Here is a 23,036-nt window from a genome sequence, read left to right on the forward strand (position 1 = left end):
TGTGGCAGTACCGCCACATCGGCCGTATCCGTGCGTGGGTATCGCTTGGGTCGCCTCCCGAAGCGGGCCCTCCCGCCGTGTGCCGTAGGAGAATGTGTGGTCAGCTCATCCGATCACGGCTCCAGCCCGCTCGCGCCTCTACCGGAGTTGATCGCGCAGATCGTTCATCGCGGAGACGTCCTGCAACTGCTCATCATGGATTTTCTTCGACAGCTCCGCCGCCGTGCCGGTACCGGTGGCCGACTCCGTGTCCGCCATGATGATCGCCGACATGTAGTGACTGCTGAACCTGTCGAGCCACGCGAGGTCGAACTCGCGGCCGAACAGCGACTGCAGTTGGCTCATCTCCTGCTCATTGAACCGTGACAGCGGCGGCTCCGGCGGCTTTGCGCTCACGTTGGCGCCCTGGGCGACCTGCCGAAGCTGGGGCAGACCGGCCTGCTGATCCCGCTGAGGCGTTCGGCGACCGCCACTCCCGGAGTTGATGCCTTAGCTATCGCCAACTGCGCCAGTTCGATGCCTTCTTCATGGTGGGACACCATAATGGCGGCGAACATCGCTGATCCGGCTAGCCGGACTGGGCGCTGCGAAGGCTGCCGCGTTGCCGCCGTATCCGCCGCCTTCTCCGCGGCTCGGACGACGTGGCCAGTTCGGTCAAGGACGCCGACGGGCCGGGGCGACCCTAGGCCGGCATGCCTGCCGCCAGCTGTGACCGTAAGCAGTCCAGTAGCCGTCCTGATGCTCAGCTCGCATGTCCGCCAGTAGCACGGCCTCCTGGCTTGCGATGCCCGCCATCGATCAGGGGCGACGTGCACCCATGTACGGCATGCTGTCCAGGCGCGCCATCTTCACCGGCACCCCGGCACGAGAAGCGTGAACGATAAGACCGTTGCCCACATACATGCCGACGTGATGCAGGTCGCTGTAGAAGAAGACCAGGTCGCCGGAGCGCAGGTCGGCCCGGGCGACAGGGGTTCCCTGGCGCCACTGGGCACCGGTGAAGTGGGTCAGCGACACCCCTGCCGCTTTCCACGCGTACTGCGTTAGCCCCGAGCAGTCAAAGGAGTCCGGCCCATCCGAACCCCACACATACGGCTTGCCGATCTGCGCGCACGCCACCTTCACCGCTGTCCCGGCGGCACCGCCGGGGTTGACCGCTGGGCAGGAGCCAATCCGCAGCGACGCCGTCGACGCGCTTGATCCGCCGCCGCTCCGAGTCCGCAAAGTCTCGAGCCGGTCGACTTCGGCCTGGATCACCTTGCGGCGTCCCGTAAGTTCGGCGTCGAGCCGCTTCTGCTTCGCGACCAGCGCTTCGACGCTCGCGCGCTGACGCATCAGGTCGTCACGCGCTGCCACCACCCCGGCGATTGCTCGGTTGTTGGACCGCGCGATGTAGTCGAGCATCGCCAACCGATCCGACATCGACTGCGGATCGCCCGTCGCCAGAACGGCGTTGATGTACGAGGCAGGGCCCAGCCGATACTGCCGCGCCGCCAACCCGTTCACCTGTCCTTGAGACAGGTCAACTTGTAGTTGCAGGGGCGCGATCTTCTTCTGCAGTGCCGCGGACTTCGCCTTGTTGGACTGCAGCTCCGCGTGGATCCTGTTGTACTGCTCGATGACCGGTTCGAGTTTTTCCCACGCCGCATCGAGCTGCCGCTCGATCTCCGCAGCCGACGGCTCGGCTCTCGCTGGCACCGCGACGCTCACCCCGCCGGCGACGCTGATCAACGCGACCATGACCGCACCGACCAGCAGGCGGTTCATGCGTGACCTCACCACTGCACACCCTCTCCGCCGAGCGGATTCGGCTGACACGTCGTCTGGCACGTTGAGCGGCCATCCCCACACGGCGGCATCTCCACGCCCCATGTGGGCGCAGGGCCGATCACCCCGGAGGTTACACAGGCACCGTCGACCCGTCTACTACCGGCTGTTAGTAGTCGGCGGGAGCGGGCACGCACGGAGGGTCAGCGGAGACGCGAAAGCGGGGAGGCAGTGATCGACCGTCGAACACCGACGGCCAACTCACCCAAGTTCGATCCCGGATCAGCTACCCGTTGAATGAGGCGCGCACCGACCGCGCGCCAACACGACACGCACGAGGCCGGCCACTCATCCTCTGATCGTCCCGAGTGCAACCCAGGCATGCGGCACGCCGTCAGCCATCATTCGCGTTGTCGATTCCTGCGGGGATGGCGGCGCGACCGATATCGTCGTCGTGACCAGCCGGCCACCAGTCGCGCAGGAAGGACGGCGCCTGCATGGGATGGCTGGCGAGTGGGAAGCAGTGCCCACCGGTACGCCGCCGACACGATGATCGGCTGGCTGAAGCGACACTGCGACGCCGACGCAAGGGTGGTCATGGATTCGCCTTGCGGTTTCCGTAGCTGGTGAGCCCTCGGGGCTTGGCCACGGACAGGACCAACGCGGTGAGCAGTAGCGCTACCGCTGCGCCGGCATGCAGGACGGGGGAGGGGCTGCGCAGGAGATTGAGATCTGCTGGGCTGGTCGCGTTGCGGGCCAGCGTCGCCAGATACTCCAGGGTCTGCATGTACAGCAGGAGCACGCCGACCGCGACAAGGTTCATCGCCAGCTTTGTGAGGATCCAATAGTGCCGGAACAACCCCCACCTGCTGCCTAGGGACTGGACGAAGCCAGTAAGTAGGGACGCGAGGCTCAACGGGATGAGGGCGTACCAGCCGACGACCTCCAGAACAAGGTAGGCCGCACGCGTCATCGCAGCGTCACCAGCGAGCCACCCCGCCACGGCGAGGACCAAAGACGTCACAATCGCGCCTAGCCAGCCGACCGAGCACCCGATGTGCATCACCAACGCGACCTTGCGACCACGCGGGCTCAAGCGCACGACCGGCACGCCCCACGCTCGCTGTCCACGCCCAAGGCCACAACCGGAGAGGCACCGACAGCAGCGGCCCCCCCGTGCATGTGCCGGCCGGGCCCGTGACCGGCGAGCAGCATCGCGATCACCAGCAACACCAGCGCTGCACCGACCACCGCCAACACCTTGAACCAGCGCGGGGCCCGACCAGGCGCCGTCGCACGAGCGTCGGCCGAGGCCTTCGCCGGACGAGTGGCCGAACTCTGCCCGTCGCTGTTCACCGCTTGATCATCCATGGAGCATCTGCCTCTCAACGCCTATCGGTTTTTCGAGACAGAGTGTCGCACCTTGAGCCATAGTGACGCCAGGGGGCCACCCCGTATGATTGCTTCGTGCCCAGGCTCTGGACGACTACGATCGAGGAACACCGCCGGACCGTGCAGGCCGCCGTCCTCGACGCGGCCGCCGACCTCGTGGCGCAGCACGGACTAACGTCAGTAACGATGTCGCAGATCGCGAAGGCCACGGGGATCGGGCGGGCGACGCTCTACAAGTACTTCCCCGACGTCGAAGCGATCATGATCACGTGGCACGAACGTCAAATCGCGCACCATCTCGACCACCTCGCCGCCGTCGGATCGAAGGGTCGCGGCCCGGAGCAACGGCTCTACGCCGTACTGCATGCGTACGCCGCCATCCAACATGCGCACCGCGGCCATCCGCTCGCGTCGCTGCTACATCGAGGCCCTCACCTGCTCCAGGCACGTCGCCACCTGCGCGACTTCTTCGCCGAACTGCTCTCCGAGGCTGCGGCAGACGGACACGTCCGCGACGACACCGCCCCGAGTGAACTAGCCGACTACTGCCTGCACGCCCTAGACGCCGCGACCGAGCTTTCGACGGACGCCGCTGTCAACCGGCTTGTCGCCCTCACCATTGCAGGGCTACGCCCCTAGGGTCTGCGTCGAAGCCGGTTGAAGCCGAGGCGGTGGTGGGTGGAGAAATGTCGTCGGCATGCCCTGTCCTGCCCGCGAGGCCGCCCGTTTGGCGTGCGACGCCTGGACGGCGCGTTCGACTACGGTGCCTGTCCTGCTTGGGCTTGGTGCGCGATCCCCGCTCGCGGTGGCCGTACCTGCCGCGAGACCGTGGCCATGGCACGCCCCGAAGGGCTGGGCCTCTCGGCAGAGCTGGCCACCGGGCTGCGGGCGTGGTCGGACTGGAAGGACCTGTACCACGAGTTCGGCGGTGGTCGGGTCGCCACCGACGAGCAATACCGGGGGTGGGCCGACCAGCGCCGGAAGCTGGCCCGGCGACTGTCGGAGGAGACCGGCGCGACGGTCGTCTACCAGGGGGATCGCGGAACCCGATCTCGATTGCCCGCCCTACGCTAGGGCCTCTGCCGGAATCGGCTACCGCCATTCGTTGATAGCGGCGAGGTCGAGGGTGGCCTTGTAGTACACGGCCAGTTCGTCGAAAGGGGTAGCGACCGCGGTTGAGGCCCCGGCCCAGGCCGGGCCGAGCTGCCCAGGTGGGACAGCAGGGCGCGGGGAGCCCGGCCTGGACTACCGCGTTTCGTCAGGCGGGGGCCGCCTCGTAACCGGCTTCCTGGATCGCCCTCACAATAATGACGTCGTCGATGTTCCCGTCTGAAGTCACCGTGACCTGACCGGTGGCAGAGTCCGCCTCGACGCTGGCGATGCCGTCTACGGCACCGACTCCTGCCTTCACCTTGTTTGCGCAGCCATTACAGGTCATTCCGTTGACGTTGTAGGTCTTGGCACCCACGACGACCCCCTTTCTCCTATACCCCTGGCGGGTATCTGCTTTCTCGGACACTACGTCAACAAGGTGGGGGCGGGCAACCCCCACCCCCTAGGGGTATCTGGGCCTCCACGGCACGCTTCGTAAGCCCGTGCGCCCTAGCCAGGTCCTGGCTCGGGTGCCTCGTAGCCTTCCGCTGCGCACCACGGGGTCCGCCGCGATACGGCGCCAGGTGATGCGGCGATGCCCCTTGTCCGGCGGAAGCTGCTGTCGGCCGGCGGGATCCAACTCCTGTTGGCCGAACGTGTCGCCGGTGACGTCACACCCCACCGGCGACCGCTCGAGGATCAGTTACTGGAGCGTGGCCCGGGCGTGATGATGAAGGCCAGGCCAGCGGCGGCTGCGGCGATGATGGCGCCGGTAGTGAAACCACGGGAGAACCCATCAGTGCTGGTCCCGGCGATACTCGCCGCTGCCATGCTCGACACGACAGCAGCGCCGAGCGAGGCCCCGAACTCGTGGAACGTGCTGACAATTCCAGACGCCAGCCCGGCCTCTCGTGGATCGATCTGCGCTAGAGCAGTGGCGGATGCGACGACGAAGACGGCTCCTGTGCCGGCGGCGGCAAGGCTGACACCGGAAACCATCGCCACGGTCCCGCCCCAGACGGCGGGGATCACGAAACCCGCCGCGGCGAGGAGAAGTCCCAGCACGGCGAGGGTGCGCGAGCCCGTACGACCAATGACGCGGCCCGCTGCGTTGGCCCCGAGCATGGTCGCGAGCGCTACCGGGAGAAAGAGCAACCCGGTCTGCAGGGCGCCGTACCCGCGGTGGTCTTGAAGGTAGAACGACCCGAGGAAGAAGACAGTGATCATCAGGGCGGTTGCCACCAGGATCAGCAGAGTCCCGGTCGCCACCGGTCGGCGCACCAGCAGTCGCAGATCCATGAGTGGGCTCGCCGCGAGGCGCTGACGAACGACGAAACCACCGTAGAGGACCACAGCCGTTGCGAGGAGTGCCGCGGTCGTTGGAGTACCCCAGCCTTGGTCTCCAGCCCGAATTAAGGCATAGATCAGGGCTCCGGTGGCAGCGGTCACCAGCGCCGCTCCCGGTACGTCCAGCCGACCCGATGCGCCGGTGCTCTGCTGCGGGGGCAGTTGCACTCGCAGGATGAGTAGCAGGACGAGTCCGACCGGGACGTTGATGAAGAAAACCCACGGCCAGCCCGGTCCGGCGGTCAGCAGGCCACCGAGGAGGACCCCCAGGGCGGCCCCGCTGCCGCCCAGCGCAGACCAGATCCCGAGGGCCTTGTTGCGTTCGTCGCCCTCGAAGATCGTGACGACCAGAGAGAGCGCGGCGGGAGAGAGGATCGCCGCAGCGACGCCCTGGGCGATACGACCGCCCAGGAGCATGGGACCGTTGGTTGCCAGTCCTGCGAGCAGGGACGCGGCGGTGAACAGCAGAAGCCCCACGATGACAAGGCGTCGGGCTCCGAACAGGTCGGCGGCGCGTCCCCCGAGGAGCAGCAGGCCACCGAAGGCGAGGGTGTAGCCGCTCACCACCCAGGTGAGGGTCTCCCGCTCGAGGCCGAGGTCCGCACCCATATGGGGAAGAGCGATCGCGACGACGGTGACATCCAGGATCAACATCAATTGGGCGACGCCGACGAGTCCCAGGATCTTCCAGCGGTGCGGGTTGGGGCCGCGGGTCGGACTGGTCGGGGCCATGGTTTCGGCCATGACTATCGACCTCCTTCCAGTAAGTTGAACAGTGGTGTTCGAGTTGTAGCCGCTACCATAACTCATACAGTGCTGTTCAAATTGAGGAGTTGGATGTCCCACTCGGGAACCAGCCAGGCCCGCAGAGCCGACGCCCGGCAGAACGTGCAGAAGATCCTGGACGCCGCGATCATCTGCCTCAGTCGAAACGCCGACGCAAGCGTGAGCGAGATCGCCCAGGCCGCGGGAGTGGGTCGAGTGACTCTCTACGGGCACTTCCCGACTCGGGACGCCCTCATCGAGGCTGCGCTGGTACGAGTGATAGCCGAGGGGGAGGGAGTCCTGGCGAGTCTGGATCTTGCAGGCGACCCTCGGCGGGCACTACGCGTCCTGATCGAGTCGAGTTGGTTGCTGATCGCCCGGGCGAGCGCCGTGCTTGTAGCGGCGCAGATGGCGCTGCCTCCAGGACGGATACAGCAACTGCACGCCGGACCCGCTCAGCGCGTCGACGAGTTGGTCCGTCGCGGTCAAATTGAAGGAGCCTTTCGGGACGACCTTCCGGCGACCTGGCTGACCAGCGTCCTGCACCACCTGCTCAAGGGCGCGGCGTTGGACGTGGCCAACGGGCTGCTAGAGCAGACAGACGCGCCACGCCTCATCTCCGAGACCGTCCTGGCCGCTTACACGCGGGCCGACATATAGCGGGATTGAGCCAACCGCGGTGTCCTGATTCACCCGCAATTCGTCCAGGACGACTACGCTGAGGTGGGGTGTTTTCGACTACACGTCCTCTAGCGACAGCCGTCCGGGTTGGTTCGACTGCAGCGCCGGCGGTGGCGACATCAAGCTGAAGACGCACTACACGGACACGTACAACGAGTCCCAGAAAGCACGATGTGGTGACGCACGAGTTCAACCGTTCTGAAGCTCGATCGCAGGTCCGGGATCATGGTCATGGACACCTGTTGCGCCTGCTGCAACTCAGCGATGAACAACGACCTGCAGGCGTGGAACATCAACTCGCCTTACAAGGGGTGGGGGAACTGAGCGTGAACCGCAGCCTCGTTCGACCACTGGTCGCAGGTGCCGCCGCCGTCGCGGTGGCTTCCGGGGGCTGGCTGGCCTACGATTCGCTGCGCCCAGGTGAAGCGCACTCGGTGCACTCCTCCTACTCCTTCGACGTCGGCGACGAGACGAAGGTGGCGGGGTTCGCCGACTACGTCGTCGTCGGCACAGTCGACCGCGTCGCGGACGTGCAGGAGCGGGATGGCACGCCCTACACGGTGTTCGACGTGACCGTTGCTCAGACCCTAAAGGGCCAGCCGGTCAAGACGCTGCGCGTTGTGCAACTGGGCGGGACGCTCGGCAAGGACAGCTGGCAAGTGGAGGGCGAACCACTCCTGCGCACCGGAACTACCTATGTGCTGGCGGCGAAGACCGAGCAGGGACGTGGGACGCACCAGTTGGTCGGCGGCGCTGATCACCCGGTCGTCGACCGCGCCGCGGCCCGTGGTGGCGGTTCGGATCCGGTGGCCCAGTGGCAAGGCAGTGTTGCCCGCCAGCGGTGGCCGGAGGAGCTTGCGAAGATTCGCTGATTCGTCTGTGTTGCTCCGAGCAGGAACAGCCCGACGCCAACGCCATCGGGCCTGCCGGGGTGTAGACGAGACCCGCGGCGTCCAGCAGAGCCACGGCTCTTGCCACATCTTGGGCACTGGCCGCACCGCCAGCGCAGACTACGTCACCCACCTCTTACGTGGTGACCGCGGTGGCTCGCATCGGATCCACCGTTGTCGGTGGTGCAGCACCCGTCGCCGCATCCGTTTCCGGCGTTGCCTTCCGCGGGAATGCGCAGGGCGGCGCCGGGAGTACAGCAGGCGTCGCCGCGCCAGGCTTCGCGGCCTTCCTTGACCGCGACCGCGGCGATGATCAACGCGGCGGCGGGGTCGGCCCACCACCAGCCGAACAGCGAGTTGACTGCCAGCCCGACCAGCAGCACTGCCGAGAGGTACGTGCACAGCAGGGTTTGCTTGGAGTCCGCGACGGCCGAGGCTGACCCGAGTTCGCGTCCGGCGCGACGTTGCGCGGTCGACAGGACCGGCATCACCGCCAGGGACACCGCGGCCAGGATCAGGCCGATCGTGGAGTGCTCCGCACGGTCCGCGCCTACGAGCGCGCGTACCGACTCGACGGACACGTAGGCGGCGAGGGCGAAGAACGACACCGCGATGACGCGCAGCGCGGCACGTTCGCGGCGTTCGTGGTCGGGTCCGGAGAACTGCCACGCGACAGCGGCGGCCGAGGCCACCTCGATGACGGAGTCGAGCCCGAACCCGATCAGCGCGGTCGAGGAGGCCATCCTCCCGGCGCTGATGGCGATGACCGCTTCGATGACGTTGTACGTGATCGTCGCGGCGACGAACAGGCGCACCCGCCGAATCAGGATCGACCGGCGGGCCGGCGACGGGCCGAGCGACACCAGCGGCAAAGGCGCGCCCATCAGCAGCACCCCTGGGAATCAGCCGCCGAGCAGGCGGCAGGGTCGACGGCCAGGACCAGGCCGAGAAGGTCCCCGAGGGCATGCGCGAGGCGCGCGTCGGCCAACTCGTAGCGGCTGCGGCGGCCCTCCGGTACGGAAACGACGAGGCCGCAGCCCCGTAGGCACGCCAGATGGTTGGACAGGTTCTGCCGGCTCGTGCCCAGCAGGTCGGCGAGGTCCGCCGGATAGCCAGGTCCCTCGCGCAGTGCGAGCAGCAGGCGAGCGCGGACCGGATCGGACAGGGCATGACCGAAGCGGGCAAGAACCTGCCCGTACGTAAGCGTCTCCACCAACCAACAGTACATCATCAAATGAATAAACAGAATGCTGAACTATTTCCCGGTGAGTCTTGACGAGGCCGGATCAACTCATCTTAGTATGCGCATGTGAGCATGATTTGCGGTCTGGTCGGCCAGCACAACGACGCTGACGGTGCGACGAACACGGTGAAGGAGACCCACTGATGGGCCACGATCACGGCCACAGCCATCAGGTGACGGCGACCGGGCGGCACCGCCGAGCCCTGGCCGGCGTGCTAGCGGTGTCAGTGGTGATCTTCGCCGTCGAAGTCATCGGCGCGGTCGTCACCGGCAGCCTCGCGCTGCTCGCCGACGCCGGGCATGTCCTCGCTGACGCCGGTGGCGTCGCCCTCGCCCTCGGCGCGGCCCTGCTCGCCGCACGGCCAGCGACCGGGCGGCGCACCTTCGGGTGGGCACGCGCCGAGATCCTCGCCGCCGCCGTCAACGGCCTGATCCTGGCCGGAATGGGCGTCTACGTCTTCGTCGAAGGCATCCGGCGGCTCCTCGAACCAGCCGCCGTCGAACCCGCCGGCATGGCCGTCTTCGGAGCGATCGGCCTGGTCGGCAACCTCGTCGCAGTGGCGCTGCTCTACCGCGCCCGCGACGCGAGCCTCAACATGCGCGGCGCGTTCCTCGAAGTCGCCACCGACACCGCCACCTCCGTCGGCGTCCTCGCCGCCGCCGCGGTCATCGCGCTGACCGACTTCACCCGCGCTGACGCGATGGTGTCCCTACTCATCGGCCTCGTCATCGCCCCACGCGCGCTGCGGCTGCTGCGCGACGCGGTCAACATCCTGCTCGAAGCAGCCCCCGCCGAGGCCGACCTCGAACAGATCCGCCAACACATCACCGACGTCGACCACGTCCTCGGAATGCACGACCTGCACGTCCACACCGTCACCTCAGGACTGCCCGTCCTCACCGCGCACGTCGTGGTCGACGACTCCTGCTTCCACGACGGCCACGCCCCACAACTGCTCGACGCCCTGCAAGCCTGCCTAGCCGGGCACTTCGACGTCGAACACAGCACCTTTCAACTCGAACCGGCCAGCCACGCCGACCACGAACACCCCACCCACTCCTAGCCAAGCCCCACCACCGCAACGCCGGCCGCCAGCCGCCGGCAGATCCCGCACGCCCTCAACCGCCCCCGAACGAAGGGCACCCATTCATGACCGCGACCAACGCTCCCCAACACCGCTGGGCCCTGGCCGGACTGACTGTCGCCGTCGTCGCCATCGGCTTCGACATCACCATTCTCAACGTCGCCCTGCCCACCATCGCCACCGACCTCACCGCCGACACCAGCGCACTGCAATGGATGGTCAACGCCTACGTCCTGCTCTTCGCCGGCCTCCTGCTCCCCTTCGGGGCGCTCACCGACCGATACGGCCGCCGCCGCGGCCTGCTCCTCGGTCTGGCCGTCTTCGCCGCCGCGTCCCTCGCCGCCGCCTGGGCCGACACCGCCACCCAGATCATCGCCGCCCGCGCCGGGCTCGGGGTCGGCGCCGCGCTCATCATGCCGAGCACCCTCGCCTCCCTCACCGCCCTGTTCGCCGGCGCCGAGCGCGCCCGCGCGGTATCCGTGCTCGTCGCCGGCATGGGCGTCGGCATCCCGCTCGGCCCGATCATCGGCGGCTACCTCCTCGAGCACTTCTGGTGGGGCACCATCTTCCTGATCAACCTGCCCATCGTCGCTCTCGGCGCCATCACCGTCGCCCTGTTTCTGCCCGAGTCCCGCGACCCCAACCCGCCACGCCTAGACCCCGTCGGCGCCGTCCTGTCGACCGCCGGTTTGGTCACGTTCGTCTACGCCGTCATCGAAGCCCCCGAACAAGGCTGGACCGCCACTACCGTCATCGCCGCGCTCATCGCCGCCGCGATCCTGCTCACCGGATTCACCTGGTGGGAACTGCATCACCAGGAGCCCCTGATCGACCTGCGCCTGTTTCGGAACCGACAGTTCCGGTGGGGCTCCATCAACGCCACCCTCGCCAGTTTCGCCCTGTTCGGGCTGCTGTTCGTCGCACCCCAGCACCTACAGTTCGTCCTCGAACTCGACGCCCTCGACACCGGGTTGCGACTGCTGCCTCTCATCGCCGGCCTCGTCGCCGGTGCCGGCATCGCCACCCGCCTCACCACCCGCACCGGTCACCGCACCCCGATCCTCGCCGGGCTGACCGTCACCACCGCCGGACTCCTCACCGGCACCCTGACCACCACCGCCAGCAGCTACGGATTCATCGCGACCTGGCACACCATCGTCGGATTCGGCATCGGCGCCACACTCGCCCCCGCCATGGACGCGGTGCTCGCGGTCATGCCACCCGAACGCTCCGGCGCCGGCATCGCCATCACCATGACCATGCGCCAAACCGGCGGAGCCCTTGGCGTCGCCCTGCTCGGCAGCCTGCTGTCCGCGACCTACCCCGACCGCATTGACACCACCGGCCTCCCAGCGCCAGGCGCTGACACCGCGACACAGTCGATCGCCGCGACCTTGGCCGTCGCGGACCGTCTGGGCCTACCAGCGCTCGCCGACGCCGCGAACCACGCCTACGTCGACGCCATGATCTACGTCCTCATCGCCTGCGCCGCCGTCACCACGCTCGGCGCCGTCGCGACCATGCTGTTCATGCCCACCCGAATTGGCGAACACCCGACCATCGACCCCATCGCCCCGCAATCGTAGAAGGCGCCAGCAGGGCAGTCATGGCACTGCTGCGGTCCCGCTACCAATCGGGCCCGAACGGTTACGGATTGCAGGGGAACGCTGGTGTGTGGCCACCAGCCAGCCCGTGACGCCAGCACGGTCGTGGTATCCCGAGCGGCAGCTCGGCGTGCCGAAGGCCTCGCTGGTGGTGGCCCCGTCGCCCCGGAAGCGTTAACAAATCTGTGGGTCCTCCGCAGATTTGATCCGGCGTAAAGTCGATGAATTGCATGGGATCAGATTGGCTGGGACGGACGCGACTCCCGGGGGTCGCCTTGGATCTGGCTCTTATGCGGTGGTGACCGCCGTGCCGCCATCAAGGATCTGGCCGACACACCCCGAGAACGCGGACTTTACGGCCCATTTGCTCGACACTGACGACGCAAAGCTGGATCAGCTCGATACCAACGGCTACCGGCCGCTGCGCCCAGTGTTGACCGGCTACCCTCCGCTGCGACCTGCGGGTGTTGGCAAGCGGCAGGTGTTACTGCCGATCGGCGACGCCGATGAGGTAATCACCGCCGATCGGGGCACGCCATCGCACGCCGACGTGCAGGCCCTGGCGGTGCAGCTCGGTGAGGAACTGCTCGGCGGTGAACCTGTCGTCGGTTGGGTGTTCGAACAGCATCCGGTAGGTGGGGCGGGCGAGGGCGCGGGCGGTGACCTCGTCGAAGTAAAACGTGCCGCCTGGGCGTAGCACCCGGGCGATCTCGGCGACGGCGGTACGCCAGGAGGGGATGTGGTGCACGATCGCGAAGTCGAACACCGCGTCGAAGCTGTCGTCGTCGGCGCCGATGCTGGCCCGCAGATCCGCGGCGTCGCCGGTGTGCAGCCGCACCCGGTCGCTGTAGGCGGTCAGCCGGCGACGGGCCCGGGTGATCATCATCGGGTCCAGGTCGAGGGCGTCGATGTGGGCGGCGCCGAACTGTTCGAAGATGAGGCGGGTGCCGTAGCCGGGCCCGCAGCCGATCTCCAGGACGCGGGCGTCAGGGGGCAGGGTGCCGCCGAGGCGGCGAAGCCAGGGCACTTCGTACCAGCGTTGCAGCCAGCGCCGGGGCGGCGAGTTGATCAGCGCGGTCTCCTTCTGGTTCATCAACATGCGTGCTCTCCATCGTGGTGGCTTATCGGCTGTGCGTCGCGGTGGTCGTCGTGGCTTTTCGGTGCGGCGGGGGCGGCCGGGTAGGAACACGGTGGTCACGACGGCGGCGATCGCGGCGACGGCGGCGCCGGCGGCGAGCAGGCTGCCGAGTAGGGCGACGCGGAGCGCGCCGGCGACCTGCCGCAGCGCCATGGTCAGTGCAGTGCCGGAGCCTGCGCGTTGTGGGGGGAGCACGGCGAGCACAGCGTCCATGGCTGGGGTGAGGCTCATCCCGGCGCCGAGCCCGGCCACCGTCAGCCAGCCGGCCACGAATTTGTAGCTGCTGTCCACGTCGGTGGTGGCGCCAAGGCCAAGTCCGGCGGCGGTCAGCAGCAGCCCGGTAGCCACGGGAACCCGGTAGGCGGTGCGGGCAGCGAGGCGCTGCGCGGGCGGGGCGCCGACGACGATGCCGCCGATCAGCGGGAGCAGGCGTAGTCCGGTGCCGAACGCGTCGGCGCCTTGGACGAACTGCAGGTATTGCGGCAGCGTGAACAGCAGCCCGAACAGGGCGAAGCTGGCCAGCGTCGCACTTCCGGCACCCCAGGCGAGCTGGGCGTTGCGGAACAGCCGCAGGTCGATCATCGGCTGGGCGGTGCGCAGTTCCCGGGCCACGAAACCGGTCAGCAGCACCGCCGCGGCGGCGAACGCGACCAGGACGAGGGGATGGCCCCAGCCGCGGTCGGGAGCCTCGACGATTCCGTAGACCAGGATGATCAGCCCGGCGGTGGACGTGATCGCCCCGGGAAGGTCGGCCGCTGGTGGCTGCGGGTCGCGCGATTCAGGCATGAGCGCCCCGATCGCGAACCTCGCTGCGGCCACGATCGGCACGTTGATCAGGAAGATGGAGCCCCACCAGTAATGCTCCAGCAGCCAGCCGCCCAGGATCGGCCCGAGCGGGAGTCCGGCGCCGATGCCGACCACGACCAGCGCGACGGCTTTGCCGCGTTCCCGATCGTCGAACAGCACAGTGAGCACACCGAGCGCGATCGGCATGACGATCGCCGCACCGGCTCCCATCACCGCCCGCACGGCGATCAGCCCGGCCGCCGACTCGGTCCAGGTCGCGACGAGGCACGCCCCGCCGAACACGAGCAGGCCGGCCACGATCAGCCGCTTGTGGCCGTACCGGTCGCCGAGGGCTCCGGCGGGCAGCATCAGCCCGGCGAAGACCAGCACGTACGCGTTGACGATCCACTGCAAGCCGCTGGTGCCGGCCGCAAGGTCGGCTGCCAGGGTCGGTAACGCCACGTTCAGGATCGTGAGATCCAGCCCGAGGGTCAGCACGCTCAACACCAGTGCCCCGAGTACCCGCTCAACGCCAGTGCCCCGAGTACCCGCTCAACGCCAGTGCCCCGAGTACCCGCTGAACGCCAGTGCCCCGAGTACCCACCACCGGCGGTTGCCGGATTGTTCTCCTGTTCTCACCGCCACACCGCCAATCGATCGTTGATGACCGCTGTCACCGGCACTTGACGATTGATCAGACAATCACGCTATCATCGTGTTGTGGCGATGAATAGTGATCTGGTGGGGGTCCGACCCGCCGACGATCTGGCACCGGCGGTGGCGTTGTTCCGCGGGCTGGCCGACCCGACCCGGCTGGCAATCCTGCGCCGGTTGGCCGACGGGGAGCGGCGCGTCGTGGACCTGACCACCGCGCTCGGGCTGGCGCAGTCCACCGTCTCAGCGCACCTGGCCTGCCTGCGTGACTGCGGCCTGGTGGCCGGGCGCCCGGAAGGCCGACAGATGTTCTACGGTCTCGCTCGACCGGAGCTAATGGACTTGCTGGGTGTTGCCGAGCAGTTGCTCGCTGCGGCCGGTGAGGCCGTCGCGCTGTGCCCCACGTACGGCTGCGCAGCGGACGGTGGCCAGTGAGCGCGCAGCCGTCCGCGCTGAGCGAGGCCGAGACGGAAAGGCTGACCCGCCGGGGCTTGCGGCTGGCGCAATTCACAGTTGCGTACAACGTCGTCGAAGGCGGGGTCGCGATCACTGCCGGGTTGTTCGCCGGGCTGGTGTCGCTGGTTGGGTTCGGCCTGGACTCCGGCATCGAGTCCGCCGCCGCCGTGCTCGTCGGCCTGCGCCTGGCCGCGCGGCTGCGTAACGGCGAGGCCGACGAGGTCAAGGAACGCCGCACCCTCAAAGCCGTCGCCGTGACGTTCTTCGTCCTCGCCGCGTACGTCGTGATCGAAGGCATCCGGGACCTAATCGCTGGCGAGGAACCGGACACCTCCATCGTCGGTATCGTGCTGCTCGCCCTCTCTGTGATCATCATGCCGGTGCTGGCCGCAGCGAAGAAGAAAGTGGCGATGCAGCTCGGCGGGGACCGGCTGATCCTGGCCGACGCCGCCGAGACCCGCATTTGCGTGCTGCTGAGCATCTCTACCCTCGCCGGCCTCGTCCTGTACGCCGTCACCGGCGCGGCCTGGCTGGACCCGCTGGCCGGGTTCGTCATCGCCGCGTTCGCCATCCACGAAGGCCGCGAAGCCTGGGAAGGTGAACTCGTCGAAGACGATGACGACGATGACTGAATGCGCTCGACCCTCGGTCCCGGCGACACGCTCTCGGGTGCGGGTTGGCCCCAGCGTCGTTGTCGTTCGCTGCGGATGCGAATGCAGGCGCGTTCGCGGCGTTGGGCGGCCAGGATGTCGGGGTGGCGGGCGTTGGCGTTGCGCCAGCGCAGGTAGGTCCGCAGCTTTCGGGTCAGCGCCGGATGGTTCGGGTGGTTGGAGCCGGCACGGGGACGGCGAGAGCGACGCTGATTCACAGCCGCTGGCGCAGCCGCCGAAGGTTGTCTTCCTCGGAGTCGGGGCCCGTAGCCGGGCCCGTAGCCGGGGTGGGCGAGGGTGGGATTTCGGATCAGGCGGCGGTGAGTGGGACTGCCGCCACCCCCATCGGTGGCCGCTTGTCGGGTTGTCTCGTGCGACGTCTGTGTTTACGGCTCGCCGATCTCGTCTTTCTTGGTGCTGTTCTTGCGTGGAGGTCGAGGGGCCGTCAGGCGATCAGGTCCGGCACGTAGAACCAGGTGAACGGCGCCCAAGGCAGGTTGCGCAGCACCATCGAGTAGACGAGGAACGCGATGGCGACGCCGATCGCGGTGCGCATGCTGATCCGTGGCGTGGGTAGCTGCCTGCCGAAGACCCAGGCGGCGATCCACCACAGCCACATGTAGGCGCCGGCCGGGACCAGGGCGAGGGCAGCCAGGTGCATGCGGGCGGCGTCGATGATGTCACCGTGTAGCAGGTACCAGGTCATTCGGGTGATGCCGCAGGTCGGTCCGTCGATGCCGAAGGCCATGTGCCACAGGCAGGGGCCGGTCGGGTCACCGACGCGGTCGGTGGGGTCAAACGCGAGGACGTAGCCGAACCAGGCGGCGGGCACGCCCAGCGCCCAGAGCGGCGTGAACCGTAGCCAACCGCGCGGACGGTCCGGCGCCGCCGGCATTCCCGCCGCGCCCGCGAGGCTGCTCATTGTGCGTCTAGCCGGGCGGTGTAGCCGGCCTCGGCGATGGCGGCGATCACGTCGTCGGGGGCGCACCGGTCAGGGTCCAGGTCCACCTTCGCCTGGCCGGCGCGCAGGCTTGTCGCCGAGGAGGTGACGCCGTCGAGGTCTTCGAGGGCGTCGTCGATGAGCATGCCGCAGCTGGCGCAGTGCATGCCCTCGACGGTGAACGTGCGGGTGACTGTCTGTCCCATGGTGAGGCTCCTGTTCTTCCTGTCAGGGGGTGATGGTGAGTTGGCCGCTGTACATGCCCATGGCGCACGTGTAGCGCAGCGCGCCGGGTTGCAGAACGCCGAGGTCGATGCGGGTGTCACCGCTTCGCGGCAGGGCCAACTGCTTGTCCAGCGAGGGGATCACGAAATAACTGGTGCACCCGACGACGCCGTCGGAGCGCATGACGAGCGTGGTGGGCACGCCGGCACGGACGGCAATGTTCTTCGGGCTGTAGGAGGCGTCGCGGACTGTCACGATGACTTCCTGCCGGCCGTCGCCAAGCGGGTGCACCACGGCCGGGTCGGTGACCGGCGGTGGGGCCTGGACGCCGACGGTCTGGGACAGGTTGCGGGCGGCCAGCGGAGAGTCGGCGAGGGTCAGGCCACCGTTGAGCGTGTACAGGCCCATACCGAGCACGACCAGGCCGGTGACGACCGCGAGGCGGCCCTGCCAGGCGGCGGCGGCCCTGCGGGCGGCGTAGCCGAGGATCGCGAACAGTGGGCTGGTGCCGATGACGAACACGGCCATGGTGGCGGCGCCGGACAGCGCGGAGCCGGAGGTCAACGCGAGGGCTTCCACGGACAGGGTGATCCCGCACGGGACGAGAATGGTGAAGAAGCCGAGCAGGGCGGGGGCGAAAGCGGCCTGGGAACGGGCCCGGCCGCGCACGAACCGCATCCAAGCCGCCGGGGGCTCGAGGGTGAACTTCTTGAACCCGGGGACACCCAGCTGGGCCAGCCCGAACGCGATGATCAGCGCCCCGGCAGCCAGCTGGGTCCACACCCGCGCCGTCGGGGACAGTTGTGCCGCGCCGCCGACCGCGCCGAGCAGCGCACCCAGCAGGGTGTGGGAGACGAGCTTGCCGCCCAGGAACGCCCCGACCGGGGCGAAGTCGTCACCCGCCTGCGCCCGCAGCGTGCGCAGCCCGGCCACCGCGCGCACGCCCAGCGGCTTCGGGGGTTCGATGGTGCGGGCACGCCATTGCTGCTGCGGATTGCGAGCCGGCGGTGGGGTCCTGCCGGGCGCCTTCCCGGACGACTTTGCTGACGCGGGCCCTTGGGCGGCGCCCACCGTGGCCTTGGCCCGCGCCCCGGGCTGAGCCGCCGGTCCGGCGTTGCGTTGGCGGGTGACCAGGCCGGTGAGCAGCCCGCCCTGTACGGCGGCGCAGGAGACGCCACCGGCGAACAGGCCGGTGACCAGTACAGCACCTAGATTCACAACTGATCCCTTTGGTTGATTAATTGCCGGTTTGGCCGGGGTCGACGGTGGCGCGGAGCTGCGACAGGCAGCGCGGTCCCGTCAGTTCGGCGGACCAACAGGCACCTCCTTCGGTGGACGCTCGCCACATTACCTCCTAAGCTCCTAAGGAGTTTAGGAGGTCGGTTCTTGGGAGTGCCCTCCGTGGAGATCTGCTGGTCAGGCCGGTGTTAGCCACCTTCCTGCTTGCCGGGAGGGTGGGGGAGGAGATCACCCTCGGTGCTTTCCGCACGGGCGCTGCGCCGCGCCCTCGACCGTCGCAAGCTCACTCACGACAGGAAGTAACCGCCATGGAGAAGCTGGTCTACCTGCTGCCCATTCTCGTTTGCCCGCTCATGATGGGCGCGATGATGTGGATGATGATGCGGGGTAACCACACGAGTGCTGGGCCGCAGCCCGGTAGCCAGGAGGAGATCGCCGCCCTGCGGGCTGAGGTCGCGACCCTGCGCGCCGGCCAGCCCGGCCAGCAGGTATCCACCGGAACGGGCGCGACGGCATGACCGACCTGACGCTCGCCACCGCCGAGACGCCTCCGGTGTGTCCGTGCCGCACACGGCACGAGAAGCCGCAGAACACGAGCAGCGAACAGTTGGCCCGGTTGCGCGGCGGGGCCACGCATGAGCGATGTGGGGTCAGGTAGCCATGGCGAAGCCCAACCGATCAGGCGCCAGGCCGAAGCCGCCCCGCCCCGTGGCGAAAGCAGTGGCTGGTGGGCGTTCGCCAGCATTGATCGCGACGTTCGTCGCGGTAGGCGTCCTCGCTGCCGCCATCATCGGGTACGCCATATACGCGGTCACCCGCGGCGATGGCGGACAGCCGGCTGGGACGAACATCGCCGGGCTGACCAACTACCGGGCCAGCGATCCGAAGATGCTCACCCGCAACCACGTCAGGGGCGTGGTCGCCTACCCGGTGAGCCCGCCGGTGGGTGGCGATCACAACCCGATCTGGCAGGATTGCATCGGCGACGTGTACCCGGCAGCAATCGCGAACGAGAACGCGGTACATAGCCTCGAACACGGCGCCGTGTGGATCACCTACCGACCGGATCTGCCCGCCGACCAGATCGAGACCCTCGCCGGCAAGGTCCGGGGCACGCCTTACCTGTTCATGTCGCCCTTCCCCGGACTGGACCAGCCGATCTCCCTGCAGGCGTGGGGCTACCAGCTCAAGCTCGACACCGCCGCCGACCCGCGCGTCGACCAGTTCATCCGGGACTTCCGGATCAAGGCCGCACCGGAGCCGGGCGCGCCCTGCTCGAACGGGGTCACCGCCACCGGCACCACGCCGCACAACACGCCCGGAGGATGACACCGGCACCCCCACCCACGCGCGGCCACACCCGCGGTGCGGAGGCCGCACCCCAGAACGCCGAACGGAGACGCACCAAGCCATGACCGATCGGCCCACCGGCGAGCCCGCCGCCCGCACCGGACACCGTGCCTACCTGCTCGGCGGGCTCGCCGCACTGGTGGCCCTCGCGGTCGGTCTCGCCATCGGCCTACTCGTACCCGATTCCCGCCCTGGTGACGGGTCGGCCGAGGCCGGGTTCGCCCGCGACATGCAGACCCACCACGCGCAGGCCATAGAGATGTCGATCATCGCTTACCGGCGCTCGGTCGACCCTGAGATCCAAACCATCGGCCTGGACGTGGCGTTGACCCAGCAGACGCAGGTCGGCACGATGCGCGACTGGCTCGACCAGTGGCAGCTGCCGCCAACCGGAAGCCGGCCGGCGATGGCCTGGATGCCCGGCCACACACTGACCGCCGACGGGCGGATGCCCGGCATGGCCAGCCGGCAGGAGCTGGACCGGCTGCGGGCCGCCAACGGCCGTGACCTCGACATCCTCTACAGCCAGCTGATGATCCGCCACCACCTCGGCGGGATCATGATGGCCGAGGAGGTCCTGCGCCACAGCGACCGCCCCGAGGTTCGTTCCCTGGCAGAATCCATGAAAACCAGTCAGCAGAACGAGATCACGGCGTTCATGGCCGTGTTGGCCCGCAACGGCGCCAAGCCGTCATAGGCAGCGGCCCCTGAGTCGGCGGCGCCTGTGCCCAACGAGAGGGCACACCGCAGCCGCGCCAACCGGCATCGGGTAGACCCCTGCCTCCTCCTCGGTGTGGCTTGGGTAGACGAACCGGCGGCGGGCCAGATGCCTCGCGTCGACCAGCACCTCCTCGACGAGGCGATCCTGCCCGTCGAGAACCAACTCGGCGGGGCGGCCCTCGGTTACGAACCCCAACGCCAGCCGCATCCTTGCCCACGGTCACGCCGAATGCCACAACCTGCCGGGCGACACCCCAACTACGGCTCCGTCGCCGCGAACTCGGCGCCGGAGCAGCGCGGCGGTGTCGGCTCAGGGATCGAAGTGGAAGTCTCGCTGGTCACCGCCTGATACACCGTGATTTGCCTGGCCGGTTACCCGTAGCCGTACCGGCGCGGCCAGCATCGCCGCCACCACAGCGACCACTACCAGCAGCGGCCGCGTCGAGGGCCGGCGCGTCCTGGTGTGGTCACAAGGGCAACGCCGGACACATCCCGAGCACCGGGAACACCTGGACCGCCAGGAGCGCCACGGCCGGGGCCAACGCCAGCGAGGTGATCCCCGCCACCAGCCCCGCCCGTTGCGCGCGGCCGAGTGGTGCGGGTGGGGTCAACAGCCGGTGCAGCCGCTCGGCAGCGTCACCGCCAGTCGCCGCCACCACCCCGGCCAGGGCTGGCGTCCCATGGTCGATGGCGTTGGCGGTCGCCATCGTTACCAGGGCCCGCGCCAGGCTGATCGGAGCATGCCGGGCGGTAGCCACCTCATCGGCTCGCATCTCCACCAGCCGGCACAACTGAACATGCGCCAACGCGAATAGCGCCATACGCGGGAACGCCTGGTGCAGCAGTCGCACCCCGTCCAACAGCAGGTCGTGACGGCCCGCGGCGTGAGCCCGCTCGTGCGCGAGCACCGCCGCCACCTCGTCGCCGGCAAGCTGCTGCAGCGCACCAGTCGTCACCACCACCCGGCGGCCGTGCCCGGCCACCACATAGGCAGCTGGTTGCGCGTTGTCCACAACAGTGGCGCCCAGCTCTGGCACCGTCCATCCCGTCATCGCGAGAATCCGCACATGAGTGCGACGTCGCGCCGACGCCGCCCGCGCCAGCCGCACACCAGTCAACAGCAGCCGGACGGTCAACCCCAACCCCGCCAAAAGGACCACAGATGCCGCTGTCCGACCAAGCAGACCGAACTCGCCACGAGCAGCCTGCACACACCACCGCCACGCCACACAGGCCGGGGCAGTGGCGGCCTGCCACGGCGCCACCACGGCCAGCACCGCCCCGGACGCCGCCGTGAGCACCGCGCCAAGCACCGCATACCAGGCCGCGATGCCCAGCCTCGGCGACCGGTACACCCAGCCCGCCTTGGCAAGGCCCCGCGGTGCCAGCGTCGAAACGGCAATGGCGAACAGAAGCAAGTGAATTCCGGTCACTTGGCGTCGCTCCGCTCGTGCGCCTGCAGGGCCTGACGCAGCGCCGCAGCCTCGTCGGCGCTCATCCGACCGATGAACCGCACCAGGGCCTCCGCCGGGTCGCCGGCCTCGTCCAGGGCGTCGCGCATCAGCAGCGCCCCGTACTCCTCTCGCGACCGGGTCGGCTGGTACCGGTGGGCACGCCCTTCGCGTTCGCGGCGCAGCCACCCCTTCTTGTACAGGTTGTCCACGACCGTCAACACCGTGTTGTAGGCAATGTCACGATCGGGCAGCAAATCCGAATGGACCTCCCGCACCGTCGCCGACGCATTGCGGACCCACAATCGGTCCATGATCGCCGCCTCAAGCTCGCCGAACCCTCGCACACCCACCTCCGATCGGGAACACCTAACCAGCATAGGAGTTGAAGCTGGGCCGGCCAACCTCAGAGGGTCACAACAGGGGGAGCCCGGCTCTATTGCAGGTCAGCCAAATCCAGCCTCTCGCGTCGATGATCAGCAACCGTAGGCCACCCCTGCTGCGACTACAGGATCTCGGGGGTGCCGGAGCAGAGTGGGAGCGCCAGTCGAAGCTGACGCTGGAAGGTATCCGGCCAGTCCAGCGGAGGACTTCATCGCGATGGCAATCAGGGGATTGCCGACCCTTGCTGATCGTTCCCACCGCGCTCGCCGAGATCAACGGCGCGCGGCTGGTTAGCAGAGTTGGCACCAATCCCAGAGCCCACGATCGATCGCCGGATGAGTATCGTCCCCAGATCGCGTCGGATGAGACAGTTGACGATGTTGGGTCTGCCTGGAGTCGGCGACGGCCGAGGTCGACCCGACTTCCCGTCCCGCACGACGCGCTGCGCGGGCGAGCGCCGGCATCACCGCCAGGGACACCGCGGCCAGGTCCAGACCAACCGCTGCGCGCGGTCCGCGCCGACCAATGCGTGGACCGATGCGACAGAAACGTAGGCGCCGAGGGCCAGGAACGACAACGCGATGATGCGCAGCGCGGTGCGTCCCCGGCGTTCGTGGTCAGGGCCGGAGAATTGTTAGACGGGACCGCGGTCGCGGAGGCGACCTCGATGACGGAGTCGAGCCCGAAACCGATCAGCGTGGTCGAGGAGACCATGGTCCCGGCGGTGATCGCGACGATCACCTCAACGATGTTGTAGGTGATGGTTGCGGCGACGAACAGACGTACCCGCCGGATCAGGGTCGAGCGCCGGGCCGATGACGGGCCGAGCGCCACGAGCGGCAGTGGCGTGTTCATCAGCAGCACTCCTCGGACTCGGCGGCCTGGCAGGCGGCTGGATCGACGGCCAGGACAGGCCGAGGAGATCGCCGAGGGTTTGTGGGCCCCGGGCGTCGGCGAGTTGCTAGCGGCTGCGGTGCCCCTCGGGGATTGCGAAGACGAGGGCGCAGCCCCGTAGGCACGCCAAGTGGTTGGGCAGGGTTCTGCCGAGTCGCGCCCAGCAGGTCAGCAAGTCGCCGGATATCCGGGTCCATCGCGTAACGCGAGCATGAGCCGGGCTCCGCCGTGGTGGTGCTGTTGTCCCGAGCGTGTGCAATCCATCTGGGCGGAAGTCGGCCTA

Annotated in this window: 24 protein-coding genes and 3 pseudogenes; 11 read left to right on the forward strand and 16 right to left on the reverse strand. The window is 68.4% G+C overall.

What is annotated here, in order from left to right; all coding sequences use genetic code 11:
- Positions 1-138 precede the first annotated feature (138 nt).
- The 3 genes from O3438_RS33635 to O3438_RS33645 form a co-directional block, all read right to left on the reverse strand.
- The gene (locus O3438_RS33635) at positions 139-396 is read right to left on the reverse strand and encodes a DUF305 domain-containing protein (protein ID WP_269683482.1); all 258 of its coding nucleotides are present in this window, start codon (positions 394-396) and stop codon (positions 139-141) included.
- A 402-nt stretch (positions 397-798) separates the two neighbouring features.
- Positions 799-1,767 carry a C40 family peptidase gene (locus O3438_RS33640; protein WP_269683483.1) on the reverse strand — a complete coding sequence of 323 codons (969 nt, stop codon included), beginning with the start codon at positions 1,765-1,767 and terminating at the stop codon, positions 799-801.
- A 595-nt stretch (positions 1,768-2,362) separates the two neighbouring features.
- A complete protein-coding gene (locus O3438_RS33645) occupies positions 2,363-2,740 on the reverse strand; it encodes a hypothetical protein (protein ID WP_269683484.1) in 378 nt (125 codons plus the stop codon).
- 494 nt (positions 2,741-3,234) lie between these two features.
- On the opposite strand from O3438_RS33645, the gene O3438_RS33650 reads away from it, so the two are divergent.
- Together O3438_RS33650 and O3438_RS33655 are read left to right on the forward strand one after the other, a co-directional pair.
- Positions 3,235-3,798, forward strand: a complete 564-nt coding sequence (locus O3438_RS33650; RefSeq protein ID WP_269683485.1) for a TetR/AcrR family transcriptional regulator — start codon at positions 3,235-3,237, stop codon at positions 3,796-3,798.
- 195 nt (positions 3,799-3,993) lie between these two features.
- Positions 3,994-4,233, forward strand: coding sequence for a hypothetical protein (locus O3438_RS33655; RefSeq protein WP_269683486.1), 240 nt, complete (start codon positions 3,994-3,996; stop codon positions 4,231-4,233).
- 184 nt (positions 4,234-4,417) lie between these two features.
- Here the strand turns inward: O3438_RS33655 and O3438_RS33660 are convergent, their stop codons facing one another.
- Both O3438_RS33660 and O3438_RS33665 read right to left on the reverse strand, forming a co-directional pair.
- Positions 4,418-4,627, reverse strand: a complete 210-nt coding sequence (locus tag O3438_RS33660) for a heavy-metal-associated domain-containing protein (RefSeq protein ID WP_269683487.1) — start codon at positions 4,625-4,627, stop codon at positions 4,418-4,420.
- 323 nt (positions 4,628-4,950) lie between these two features.
- Positions 4,951-6,342, reverse strand: coding sequence for an MFS transporter (locus O3438_RS33665; RefSeq protein WP_269683488.1), 1,392 nt, complete (start codon positions 6,340-6,342; stop codon positions 4,951-4,953).
- Positions 6,343-6,435: 93 nt separating this feature from the next.
- On the opposite strand from O3438_RS33665, the gene O3438_RS33670 reads away from it, so the two are divergent.
- Together O3438_RS33670 and O3438_RS33675 are read left to right on the forward strand one after the other, a co-directional pair.
- Complete coding sequence (locus O3438_RS33670; protein WP_269683489.1) at positions 6,436-7,023, forward strand: TetR/AcrR family transcriptional regulator; 588 nt, start codon at positions 6,436-6,438, stop codon at positions 7,021-7,023.
- A gap of 197 nt (positions 7,024-7,220) precedes the next feature.
- Complete coding sequence (locus O3438_RS33675; protein WP_269683490.1) at positions 7,221-7,916, forward strand: hypothetical protein; 696 nt, start codon at positions 7,221-7,223, stop codon at positions 7,914-7,916.
- A gap of 143 nt (positions 7,917-8,059) precedes the next feature.
- Here O3438_RS33675 and O3438_RS33680 read toward each other — a convergent pair whose 3' ends face one another.
- Together O3438_RS33680 and O3438_RS33685 are read right to left on the reverse strand one after the other, a co-directional pair.
- Positions 8,060-8,818, reverse strand: a complete 759-nt coding sequence (locus O3438_RS33680; RefSeq protein ID WP_269683491.1) for a cation transporter — start codon at positions 8,816-8,818, stop codon at positions 8,060-8,062.
- Positions 8,818-9,162 carry an ArsR/SmtB family transcription factor gene (locus O3438_RS33685; RefSeq protein ID WP_269683492.1) on the reverse strand — a complete coding sequence of 115 codons (345 nt, stop codon included), beginning with the start codon at positions 9,160-9,162 and terminating at the stop codon, positions 8,818-8,820. The genes O3438_RS33680 and O3438_RS33685 overlap by 1 nt, the downstream gene beginning before the upstream one ends.
- Before the next feature lie 158 nt (positions 9,163-9,320).
- Here O3438_RS33685 and O3438_RS33690 point away from each other — a divergent pair, with 158 nt between their 5' ends.
- Positions 9,321-10,241, forward strand: a complete 921-nt coding sequence (locus O3438_RS33690; RefSeq protein ID WP_269683493.1) for a cation diffusion facilitator family transporter — start codon at positions 9,321-9,323, stop codon at positions 10,239-10,241.
- A gap of 86 nt (positions 10,242-10,327) precedes the next feature.
- Positions 10,328-11,848 carry an MFS transporter gene (locus O3438_RS33695; RefSeq protein ID WP_269683494.1) on the forward strand — a complete coding sequence of 507 codons (1,521 nt, stop codon included), beginning with the start codon at positions 10,328-10,330 and terminating at the stop codon, positions 11,846-11,848.
- Between the two features lie 502 nt (positions 11,849-12,350).
- Here the strand turns inward: O3438_RS33695 and O3438_RS33700 are convergent.
- Positions 12,351-14,297: an MFS transporter gene (locus O3438_RS33700; protein WP_269683495.1), complete on the reverse strand. Its 1,947-nt coding sequence runs from the start codon at positions 14,295-14,297 to the stop codon at positions 12,351-12,353.
- A 219-nt stretch (positions 14,298-14,516) separates the two neighbouring features.
- Between O3438_RS33700 and O3438_RS33705 the strand changes: the two genes are divergently transcribed.
- Together O3438_RS33705 and O3438_RS33710 are read left to right on the forward strand one after the other, a co-directional pair.
- Positions 14,517-14,879 (forward strand): ArsR/SmtB family transcription factor, encoded by a 363-nt coding sequence (locus O3438_RS33705; protein WP_442929753.1) that lies wholly within the window; start codon positions 14,517-14,519, stop codon positions 14,877-14,879.
- A complete protein-coding gene (locus tag O3438_RS33710; protein WP_269683496.1) occupies positions 14,876-15,532 on the forward strand; it encodes a cation transporter in 657 nt (218 codons plus the stop codon). Before O3438_RS33705 ends, O3438_RS33710 begins: the two co-directional genes overlap by 4 nt.
- Positions 15,533-15,558: 26 nt before the next feature.
- Here O3438_RS33710 and O3438_RS33715 read toward each other — a convergent pair.
- The 4 genes and pseudogenes from O3438_RS33715 to O3438_RS33730 all read right to left on the reverse strand — a co-directional run.
- A pseudogene (locus tag O3438_RS33715) lies at positions 15,559-15,738 on the reverse strand (IS630 family transposase); the annotation flags it as partial.
- A gap of 257 nt (positions 15,739-15,995) precedes the next feature.
- On the reverse strand, positions 15,996-16,472 hold the full coding sequence (locus O3438_RS33720) for a DUF2752 domain-containing protein (protein ID WP_269683497.1): 477 nt from the start codon (positions 16,470-16,472) through the stop codon (positions 15,996-15,998).
- Positions 16,469-16,696 carry a heavy-metal-associated domain-containing protein gene (locus tag O3438_RS33725; RefSeq protein WP_238452771.1) on the reverse strand — a complete coding sequence of 76 codons (228 nt, stop codon included), beginning with the start codon at positions 16,694-16,696 and terminating at the stop codon, positions 16,469-16,471. Before O3438_RS33725 ends, O3438_RS33720 begins: the two co-directional genes overlap by 4 nt.
- A 22-nt stretch (positions 16,697-16,718) precedes the next feature.
- Positions 16,719-17,933 (reverse strand): sulfite exporter TauE/SafE family protein, encoded by a 1,215-nt coding sequence (locus O3438_RS33730; protein WP_269683498.1) that lies wholly within the window; start codon positions 17,931-17,933, stop codon positions 16,719-16,721.
- Between the two features lie 329 nt (positions 17,934-18,262).
- On the opposite strand from O3438_RS33730, the gene O3438_RS33735 reads away from it, so the two are divergent.
- The 3 genes from O3438_RS33735 to O3438_RS33745 all read left to right on the forward strand — a co-directional run bounded on the left by O3438_RS33735 (position 18,263) and on the right by O3438_RS33745 (position 20,001).
- Positions 18,263-18,472: a hypothetical protein gene (locus O3438_RS33735; RefSeq protein WP_269683499.1), complete on the forward strand. Its 210-nt coding sequence runs from the start codon at positions 18,263-18,265 to the stop codon at positions 18,470-18,472.
- Positions 18,473-18,698: 226 nt separating this feature from the next.
- Positions 18,699-19,283, forward strand: coding sequence for a DUF3105 domain-containing protein (locus tag O3438_RS33740; protein ID WP_269683500.1), 585 nt, complete (start codon positions 18,699-18,701; stop codon positions 19,281-19,283).
- Positions 19,284-19,365: 82 nt separating this feature from the next.
- The gene (locus tag O3438_RS33745) at positions 19,366-20,001 is read left to right on the forward strand and encodes a DUF305 domain-containing protein (RefSeq protein ID WP_269683501.1); all 636 of its coding nucleotides are present in this window, start codon (positions 19,366-19,368) and stop codon (positions 19,999-20,001) included.
- Positions 20,002-20,491: 490 nt separating this feature from the next.
- On the opposite strand, the gene O3438_RS33750 is transcribed toward O3438_RS33745, so the two are convergent.
- From O3438_RS33750 to O3438_RS33765, 4 genes and pseudogenes are all read right to left on the reverse strand, one after another.
- Positions 20,492-21,379 (reverse strand): M56 family metallopeptidase, encoded by an 888-nt coding sequence (locus O3438_RS33750; RefSeq protein ID WP_269683502.1) that lies wholly within the window; start codon positions 21,377-21,379, stop codon positions 20,492-20,494.
- Between the two features lie 74 nt (positions 21,380-21,453).
- Positions 21,454-21,855, reverse strand: a complete 402-nt coding sequence (locus O3438_RS33755; RefSeq protein WP_269683851.1) for a BlaI/MecI/CopY family transcriptional regulator — start codon at positions 21,853-21,855, stop codon at positions 21,454-21,456.
- Between the two features lie 387 nt (positions 21,856-22,242).
- Positions 22,243-22,714: pseudogene (locus O3438_RS33760) on the reverse strand (cobalt transporter); the annotation flags it as partial.
- Positions 22,714-23,017 (reverse strand): annotated as a pseudogene (locus O3438_RS33765) (helix-turn-helix domain-containing protein). The pseudogenes O3438_RS33765 and O3438_RS33760, both read right to left, overlap by 1 nt.
- Positions 23,018-23,036: the final 19 nt, after the last annotated feature.

This window comes from Micromonospora sp. WMMC250 (genome assembly GCF_027460215.1).
GTDB lineage: Bacteria > Actinomycetota > Actinomycetes > Mycobacteriales > Micromonosporaceae > Micromonospora > Micromonospora taraxaci.